Raw genomic sequence first — 8,585 nt, forward strand, 5'->3', positions numbered from 1 at the left:
GCTGCTGTTCCAATCGCTCCTCCTAAAAGGATAATTAACGTCCAAACTTGATTTTTTTGGGTTCCTTCCAGCTTTTCTAGTCTTCTATCCATCCCATCGACTTTCTCAGTTAGTTTTGCTTGTCCTACCTCTAGCTTAGTTAACCGTTCGTCGATTTTATCAAATTTCTGGTTAATATCCTGTTGCAAGGTATCGATTTTTTGGTTAAAATCCCTCTGTAGGCTATCAAATTTCTGGTTAAAATCCCTCTGTAGGCTATCAAATTTCTGGTTAAAATCCTTCTGTAGGCTATCAAATTTCTGGTTAACATCTTGTTGGAAGGTGTCGATTTTTTGGTTAACTTCCTTGATGCTGTCTTTGATTTCCTTGAGGACGGATTCAAGAGTATAAGTAACGGTTTCGTTGGACATTTTGGTAAAATCCCTGGGAGTAATGATAGTACACGGTAGCGTAACCCTTGCAGGTGTTGGGTTTCATGCTTCAACCCAACCTACGTTCTGATTATCTATTGCCTCTCCTGATATGTAGCCTATACTCAACGGATATAGTATAACTATCTCTGCCATTACTTTTGAAAAATGCTATAAATTTCCTCGGCAATATTTCTGCTACCTCCGGACTCTCCCACTCTAATTTTGCCATTTTCTAAACATCTGTGTAAATAACGAGAATCTGCCAAAATATCGATAATTTTAACCGCGGCATTTTTAAATAAATTTACCTGGGTGGGTTTCTGTCCAATAGTTATCACCGATTCCCCTAATAAGCGCATTTGTGCCTCAGCAAAAGGGTAGGTAAATTGGGGACCAAATCCGGGTATTTGGATGACGGGTTTTCCTAATCCTACTGCTTGTTCTACTGCTGTCCCCGCCATGGCTAAACAAGCGTCACAATGGTGTAAAATATCGGCAAAAGCATCACGATAACAGCATAATAAAGCCCCATTTTTCTCTAATTTTCCCGCTCCTAAATAATGCCATCCTTCTTGTTTAGCTAAATTTTCTAAGTCGGTTTCTGTGATACTAGGAACGATAGCAGCCCGAAACTGCATCGGTTTAATTTTAACTATTTCCTCACATACTTGTAACTGTAAAGCTAAATTACTCAAAGCTTCCGGTAAACGACTCCCCGCTAATAAAGCAATCATGGGAATTTGACTATCTAATTCTAAATCTTTACCCGTTGGTGTTAAGACATCCATAATCGGATAACCAGCAAAAATCGCTTTTTTAATACCCCGATTTTGTAGGTCTGTTGCTGTATATTTATCCCTAGTGAAAACCCTTAAACAATTCTTGGATCTTAAACATAATTCTGTGAGTAAAGGTAATTTAATTGTGCCTTCGTAATAACTGGAAGTAGAAACAATAAAAGCCACAAAAGGACGACCGGTTAAAGAAGCGATCGCAATCGGGACAATATCCCCCACTGCTATCAATAAATCACAATCCTTGCTAACTTTAAAAGCTGCCTGAATTTGTTTAATAGTTAGACCGATTAATCCCGCACCAATATCCTTAATCCAATTAAAAAGATTGGTATAAATAATTCCCCCCGATGGCATAGTAGCAGTGGGGGCAATAATTGGTACGGGCAATTTTTGATAAGCTTTTCCCTCTCCCACAAAAGGCAAAGCAGCTATAGATAATTGAGGCTGAATTTTTTGTAATTCCCCCAGAATTAAACTAGCATTTAAGTCCTCACCATGACCATTACTAAGAAATAAAACCTGTTTAAGCATCGATTTGTTATCCTCTATATTCCCTTGCGGCCAAAGAAACGGCCACTGTCACCGATTTTGCTTCTATTTGCTTGCTTACTAGCAAAGTCTTGCCCATTTTTAAAGCGGCAGCTTCAGCGACGCTAGGGGTTCCCATTTCCTTATTGACAATGGCCGAGGGATTGGGGACATTAATATCTCTCAACTCCTTGGCAGTAAAAGTTTTTAGAGGCAATCCTTTCTCTTGACAGTAGGCAATTAAACCCCGTTCATCAGCTTTGATGTCAAGGGTGGCAATACCAGCAATAGCGGCTAAAGAGAGGTGATAACGCTTAAAAACATCCCTAATTGCCCTATCTATGACTGCTTTCTCCGTCCCACGGATGCAACCTATTCCTAGCCATAATACTCGTCCATACCATTGGTGATGATCAATCCCAATTAAATCGATTGCGGGTGGGTGGAAAGCAGGGGAAGCGCTAGTCAACATTGGTGTTGCCTCTAATTGTTGCGGGATTAGGATTGCCAACGGGGAGAATCACCTTAAGGCTGTTTGCTATTTACACAAGACTACAATATTTTTACTGGTTGAAATTGTTCGCGTTCGTCTAGTTGCCAAGCTTGTAAATCGAGCGCTCGTCCTGAAACTACGGAGACAATTAAATAAGTATATCCTGACCAGGCTAATTGGCGATCAATTTCCGAAGGAATGGCGGCATGATCGGGATGGGAATGATAGATACCAATAATTTCTAGCTGGTTTTCCCGCGCCGATTTTTGAGCTTGTAAAAGCACTTCTGGGGCCATACTAAAGCGGTTTCTCCTATTGCCAGACCAGTTATTTTCTGTTGCTTGCATGGTGATCACTTGGGCTGCTGTTTCGGTAATTTTTCCCAAGAGTAACCCACAACATTCTTCGGGATAGGTGGATTCTGCGTGGGTGAAAATGCGCTGGTAAATTTGTTCTGTAATCAGGAGCATAGTGGAAAATTTTCAAAACCTATTGATGTTAGTTTGCTTTGGCTATAGGGAACTTGAAAACTGACTGCATCTCAATTTTCGAGAAATATCTATAGGATATTTTGGACGCACGGGATGCGCCCCTACCATTGGCGCAATAATATTATTGTAGAGGCCAATTGCCTTCGCTCTCTTTTAATAACTTCTGCATCGCTGACTCAGGAATAACTTATTCTTGGCCAGTTCCGGCCAGTGTTAAATTGATTAATAGACTCTTTAACTTATCGTCCCCTAACCTTTGCCACTGAATTGATAAATGTCGATCGATTTTCGCAATCTTAATACACTTTGGGGTTCTATTTTAGTCGAAACAATGGCCCGTTTGGGATTGAAGATAGGGGTGGTTTCTCCCGGATCGCGATCGACTCCTTTAACGGTAGCCTTGGCAAGACATCCCCAGATTGAAGCTATTCCCATCTTAGACGAGCGCTCGGCTGCCTTTTTTGCCTTGGGATTAGCCAAACAATTATATCAACCGGTGGTTTTAGTCTGCACTTCTGGCACTGCCACGGCTAATTTTTATCCCGCAGTCATTGAAGCAAAAGAAAGTCATGTCCCTTTATTAATTCTAACCGCCGATCGCCCCCCAGAATTGCGTCATGCTCATGCCGGTCAGACTATCGATCAAGTCAAACTCTACGGTAATTATCCAAATTGGCAAGCGGAAATTAGCTGTCCTAGTGCCAATATCGAGCGTTTACGCTATCTCCGTCAAACCATCATCCACGCGTGGTTGCGCTGTCTCGATCCTGTCCCCGGAGTGGTGCATCTGAACTTACCATTTCGGGATCCCCTCGCACCAACTCCCGATCTAGAAATTAACAATTTAGAGGCTAATTTTGACCAAGAGGCTTTTTTTAGCCATATATCTCGGCAAAATATGCCAATTAACCACTCACTTCTCCAAATTCCTTCTTTACCCCCCAAAGGAATTATCATTGCGGGATTAGCTTCCCCGCAAAACCCCGAAAGTTACTGTCAGGCGATCGCTAATTTAGCCCGATCGCAACAATATCCCGTCTTAGCGGAAGCTTTATCTCCTCTGCGAAACTATGCAGGGTTAAATCCCCATCTCATCACCACCTATGATTTATTATTGCGGAATCCTGCCATTAAAACCCAATTAACCCCCGATGTTGTCCTGCAAATTGGCGAATTACCCACCAGCAAAGAATTACGGACCTGGTTAGAAGAAATCGACTGTCCGCGCTGGATTATCGATCCCCATCCCGATAATTACGATCCTCTACAGGGAAAAACCGGACATCTCAGGGGAAATATCGAGCAATTAGGGGAACTATTCCCAGATAAAACCGATAATAACCGAGAATATCGGCAATTATGGCAAAAATTAGACCAGCAAGCTAGATTAACTATCGATCGCCTTTTGGCAGCAGAAACTAAACTGATTGAAGGGAAAATCCCCTGGCTGCTTTCCCAATACCTCCCCCCCCAGACTCCGATCTTTATCTCTAATAGTATGCCTGTTCGCTATGCCGAGTTTTTTAACCCGCCTAGCGATCGCCAAATTCGTCCCTATTTTAATCGCGGGGCCAATGGCATCGACGGCAACCTCTCCACTGCGATAGGAATAGCTTATAAAAATGTTCCCAGCCTACTATTAACGGGAGATTTAGCCCTATTACACGACACAAATGGTTTTTTAATCAAAAATTATTTTGTTGGCTCCTTGACCATAATTTTAATCAATAACAAGGGGGGAGGCATTTTCCAACTGTTGCCGATCGCCAAATTTGACCCTCCCTTTGAAGAATTTTTTGCCACTCCCCAAAATATCGACTTTTGCCAACTCTGTCACACCTACGGTATCGATTACCATTTAATCAGCGATTGGACTGATTTTCAGCAAAAAATCGCAGTTTTGCCGGAATCAGGCATAAGATTACTAGAAATATCCTGCGATCGAGCTTTTAATACCCAATGGTTCCTCAGTAATTATGTGTAGGGTGTAGGGTGTGGGGTGTGGGGTGTGGGGAAGTGGGGAAGCTGCCTATTGCCTATTAATTCCCTTTTTGGAGAAAGTGAATACAATAGGTGGAAAGCGCGTTAAAAAAGTCCGATGAATCGACAAAGACGGCAAAAATCAAGACAATTTTCTCTCCCTAGATATTCTATCTTTCCCCCGGAACAATGGCGATCGGGAGTGACTTCTTTGGTGATTAGTTTGGTCTTGTCCCTACTGATTTTAAAACTGAATAGCTCTAGTCTCTCCACTGCAACCATAAATATTTTTAATCCCTCCACTGTGGGGGAGAATTTAGCCGGTAAGAGTCTAGATGAGTCAGAAAAGCAGAAAATCGCCGAATTTTTGCAAATTACCCCGCCAGAAACCGAATTAACCCTCGATCGCACTCCTTTGTTTATTCTCCACGATACAGCTTGGAGTATGACCACGGGTAACATCGAAGAACAGAAAAAATATGCTCGCGGTCCGATGAAATTGGGTCCTAATGTTTACATCCCCCGCAAAGCGAATTCCAGGGATAGAGATATTTTAGACTCGATCGCCCGGCCTTTTTTTGAACGTCACCGTCCCACTGCCACTTTTTATGAACAAGCGGCCGAAATGCTGCCCGCAGACACCAGAGATCAATTAGTGCGTCAACTGTGGCAACTTACCCCAGAAACTATCCGCGTCAAGGGTTTTGCACTTGCTTTAGAGGGTGTTCCTTTGAGTACGCGATCGGCGACTGAGTTAGAAAAAAGGGCGAGAATTTGGTTAAATACGCCTTCAGAAGCCGTCTTTAGGCGTTTAGTCAAAAAATATCCCACAAATTACTTTGATGGGGCAAAAAGCACCGCATTATGGGCAACAGCAGCGATTTGTGATCAGGTATCTCACCCTAATTGCGATCGCTTGCGACCAGTTTTTGCCGAAAGAAATCGTCGGGTTATCTCCAGTGTTAACATTGAACTGGTACAAGCGCCGGGATCCCACTGTTTGACCAAAGGACGCTTGCAACCCCTCCCCGGTTACAGTGATTTTCAATACCAACAAACGGCGAAATATTATCTCCTAGCAGCCTTACAAACGGGACAATTACCGCAAATTGTCAGCCATTTTGCCGTGGATAGTTTTCTGATTAATCAAGGAAAATATCCCCATTGTGACCCCCGGGGTTTTGATCTACAACGTCTCTACAATCTCATCAGTCAAGCTTTGGATTATGACCCCGGCACTGTTTATGGTATCGTTCCTCGTTACGGCACAAATATTAGCGCTGGTGATAATATTTGGTGGCATAATCGAGTTTTTGACCAAGCAAATTTACCCACAACTTTAAATTAGACCTGATCATTTAGAAATGTCCACTTCTCCCAAAGCTTCTAGATAGGTAATCGCTGCTTCTAAAGGAGAATCGTAGCCATAGGAAAACTCCTCAAACCAGCGTCCTTCCTCCGATTTAGCATCCAATTTATCTAACCATTGCTTGGCCTTTCTAGTTAAAGCTTCTCGCTTGCGCTGCTGTTTTAATGCCACCGCTTTTTCTTTTTCCGCTGCCTCTTGTTGTTGCCTTTCTTGGTTTTCTAAGGCTAAAGCTTTTAAAATCCCATCGGTAGCAGAATCGCCGGTATAATTAACCTTAAATTCGGACGGGGAACGCTCTTTTTCTTGACGAGAAGAAGGGGACGGTATCGGTTTTTCCTGATCCCGTTTCTGGTATTCTGCCTTCATTTGTGCCAGTAAATCTTCTATTTCTCCCATAATGATCAAGTTAAAAGTAAAAAGTTAAAAAGTGGGTTTCCTTATTTTTCCAAACGCACTACATACCATTGTAAATAACCCTCCTCACCCAGGTCTAACTCGCAGTAATTATCGCGCAGATAGAGAGCTTTTTCCTCAAGACTAGAGAATTTCGCCAATTGTCGGGGACAAATCTCCGGTTTTGCGGTGATTACATCTTTTAACTTATCCCGTAACTGGTCGGGAGTCTGGAATTGTTCAGGTTGATCGGCCTCAAGGACAAGAAAATAGTCCCCTTGATACATAATAGAATCGGGCATCGCTGTTTGATAGTCTCAGTAGGAAAATTTTTTGGCTATCTTTATCACTTTAACGCCTCAAAGCTCGATCGACACCACCACTATGACAGACCATCTCACCAATCCCTTTCTCAGTCTCCCTTACGAAAGCGCCATGCAGGACTTGGGAGACCACTACTATGATCAAGTCGCAGCCGCAGATTTTCCCCGTCATATCCTTCGTTTTCGCAATGATGCTTTATTACCTTTGGTGGAAATTCAGCCAGAATTAACCTTAGATGAGCATTTTATCGAGGCTTTTGGTAAATTTCAATCCCTGACACCTTTTTTGTCCCTGCGTTACCACGGTTATCAATTTGGCGAGTATAATCCTTTTTTAGGGGATGGTCGCGGTTTTCTCTACGGTCAAGTTAGGGGTATTGATGGCAAATTATACGATTTTGGTACGAAAGGATCGGGACGGACTCCCTATTCCCGTCACGCGGACGGTAGGTTAACTCTCAAGGGTGGAGTTAGAGAAGTCTTAGCTGGGGAAGCTTTACGGGGTTTGGGGGTGAATACCTCTCGCTGTCTGAGTTTGGTGGAAACGGGGGAAAATCTCTGGCGCGGTGATGAACCTTCCCCAACGCGATCTTCGGTGATGATTCGAGTTAGTAATTCTCATATTCGTTTCGGGACTTTTGAGCGTTTATTTCATATTAAACGTAGTGATTTAATTAAAAGACTCCTCGATCATGTGATTATTTATTATTATCCTGAAATCGATCCCCAAGATAGCGATCGCTATTTAAAATTTTACGCCGCTTTGCTCGAAAGAACCGCTAAATTAGCAGCCCAATGGATGGCCGCAGGTTTTTGTCATGGAGTTCTCAATACCGATAATATGTCAATTACTGGGGAAAGTTTCGATTATGGTCCCTACGCTTTTATTCCTTCCTATAACCCCCAATTTACGGCGGCCTATTTCGACTACGGTGGCCGTTATAGTTATGGCAATCAGCCTTTTATCTGTCGTTTAAATCTAGAGTTACTGCAATCTCCCCTGGCCATGGTCGTCTCCTTGTTAGAGTTAGATATGGCTTTGGCTAACTATGACCAGCATTACAATTTTTATTATCAAACAATGATGCTCAAAAAGTTAGGTTTTGAGGATATTTTTACTCCCGAATCCGCTTTACTGGTCAGCAAAACTGTGGAAGTTCTCCAAGAAACTGGCCTCGGTTATCACGACTTTTTCTATCAATTAAGTGAACAATTTAATTACGGTTGGCGAGAAAATAGTTCTCTAATTCTTGAAAATATGGATTTACCAAAAGCTGATTGGCAACGTTGGCGAGAATTATATAGTTTGGTCTTAAATCAATTACCCCTAGATTCCTTGTCTCAAATTGGCGACACCTTAACGCATTATAATCCTAAAACCGCTTTACTTAGACCTCTCATCGAATCGGTTTGGGAAGCCATTACCTATGAAGATGATTGGCAACCTTTCCAAGAATTAGTGATAAAATTACAAAATAAACAGTAATTAAGTAATAAGTAGTGGTGCAAAATTAATTTCTTGGTTAGGAGAGGCAAGAGGTAGTTAGCTCTGATTTGCCTCTAGGTTTGCTTCAATACGATCTAATTGGGAACCTGGCCACCACATCCACTTACTCATCCTTAAATAGGGTCTGCTGAAAAAGTTTTTCGGTGGGGGTTGGGGGTTGGGGGTTGGGGGTTGGGGTTTTACCCATTTTCAGGTGGTCAATTACCTAATTTTCAGGGAAAAAGTCCCTGAATTTTCCCCCCAATCACTCCAAGGGTCGGCACTTTTTGAGGGAAAAAAAGTCTAAAAACC

General features: G+C 42.4%; 9 protein-coding genes. 3 read left to right on the top strand and 6 right to left on the bottom strand.

Features of this window, described 5'->3' with window-relative positions:
* From EWV84_RS07120 to EWV84_RS07135, 4 genes are all read right to left on the bottom strand, one after another.
* Nucleotides 1-410 (bottom strand): DUF4164 domain-containing protein (locus tag EWV84_RS07120; RefSeq protein WP_287077446.1); only part of this gene is annotated, 410 nt, incomplete at its 3' end.
* A gap of 155 nt (nt 411-565) precedes the next feature.
* Complete coding sequence (locus EWV84_RS07125; RefSeq protein ID WP_286826852.1) at nt 566-1,741, bottom strand: lipid-A-disaccharide synthase-related protein; 1,176 nt, start codon at nt 1,739-1,741, stop codon at nt 566-568.
* 7 nt (nt 1,742-1,748) lie between these two features.
* Complete coding sequence (locus EWV84_RS07130; RefSeq protein ID WP_416361017.1) at nt 1,749-2,207, bottom strand: cobalamin biosynthesis protein; 459 nt, start codon at nt 2,205-2,207, stop codon at nt 1,749-1,751.
* Nucleotides 2,208-2,290: 83 nt separating this feature from the next.
* Nucleotides 2,291-2,701 (bottom strand): M67 family metallopeptidase, encoded by a 411-nt coding sequence (locus EWV84_RS07135; protein WP_287077449.1) that lies wholly within the window; start codon nt 2,699-2,701, stop codon nt 2,291-2,293.
* Nucleotides 2,702-2,996: 295 nt separating this feature from the next.
* On the opposite strand from EWV84_RS07135, the gene menD reads away from it, so the two are divergent.
* The gene (gene menD / locus EWV84_RS07140; protein ID WP_287077451.1) at nt 2,997-4,706 is read left to right on the top strand and encodes a 2-succinyl-5-enolpyruvyl-6-hydroxy-3-cyclohexene-1-carboxylic-acid synthase; all 1,710 of its coding nucleotides are present in this window, start codon (nt 2,997-2,999) and stop codon (nt 4,704-4,706) included.
* A gap of 114 nt (nt 4,707-4,820) precedes the next feature.
* Entirely contained in the window at nt 4,821-6,050 is a 1,230-nt protein-coding gene (locus EWV84_RS07145; RefSeq protein WP_287077454.1) for a hypothetical protein, read from the top strand.
* A gap of 6 nt (nt 6,051-6,056) precedes the next feature.
* Here EWV84_RS07145 and EWV84_RS07150 read toward each other — a convergent pair whose 3' ends face one another.
* Nucleotides 6,057-6,467, bottom strand: coding sequence for a salt stress protein, Slr1339 family (locus EWV84_RS07150; RefSeq protein ID WP_287077455.1), 411 nt, complete (start codon nt 6,465-6,467; stop codon nt 6,057-6,059).
* A gap of 41 nt (nt 6,468-6,508) precedes the next feature.
* Nucleotides 6,509-6,766: a CRR7 family NDH-1 assembly protein gene (locus EWV84_RS07155; RefSeq protein WP_287077456.1), complete on the bottom strand. Its 258-nt coding sequence runs from the start codon at nt 6,764-6,766 to the stop codon at nt 6,509-6,511.
* A gap of 82 nt (nt 6,767-6,848) precedes the next feature.
* On the opposite strand from EWV84_RS07155, the gene EWV84_RS07160 reads away from it, so the two are divergent.
* Nucleotides 6,849-8,273 carry a protein adenylyltransferase SelO gene (locus EWV84_RS07160; RefSeq protein WP_502705761.1) on the top strand — a complete coding sequence of 475 codons (1,425 nt, stop codon included), beginning with the start codon at nt 6,849-6,851 and terminating at the stop codon, nt 8,271-8,273.
* Nucleotides 8,274-8,585 lie beyond the last annotated feature (312 nt).

It is taken from the genome of Microcystis sp. M_QC_C_20170808_M3Col, assembly GCF_007095505.1.
Classification (GTDB): Bacteria; Cyanobacteriota; Cyanobacteriia; order Cyanobacteriales; family Microcystaceae; genus Microcystis.

Excerpts from the sequence above, each read along its gene's own strand:
- EWV84_RS07160 (WP_502705761.1), top strand. The coding sequence starts at position 6,849 with ATGACAGACCATCTCACCAATCCCTTTCTCAGTCTCCCTTACGAAAGC.
- EWV84_RS07155 (WP_287077456.1), bottom strand. The coding sequence starts at position 6,766 with ATGCCCGATTCTATTATGTATCAAGGGGACTATTTTCTTGTCCTTGAG.
- EWV84_RS07125 (WP_286826852.1), bottom strand. The coding sequence starts at position 1,741 with ATGCTTAAACAGGTTTTATTTCTTAGTAATGGTCATGGTGAGGACTTA.
- EWV84_RS07135 (WP_287077449.1), bottom strand. The coding sequence starts at position 2,701 with ATGCTCCTGATTACAGAACAAATTTACCAGCGCATTTTCACCCACGCA.
- menD (WP_287077451.1), top strand. The coding sequence starts at position 2,997 with ATGTCGATCGATTTTCGCAATCTTAATACACTTTGGGGTTCTATTTTA.
- EWV84_RS07145 (WP_287077454.1), top strand. The coding sequence starts at position 4,821 with ATGAATCGACAAAGACGGCAAAAATCAAGACAATTTTCTCTCCCTAGA.
- EWV84_RS07150 (WP_287077455.1), bottom strand. The coding sequence starts at position 6,467 with ATGGGAGAAATAGAAGATTTACTGGCACAAATGAAGGCAGAATACCAG.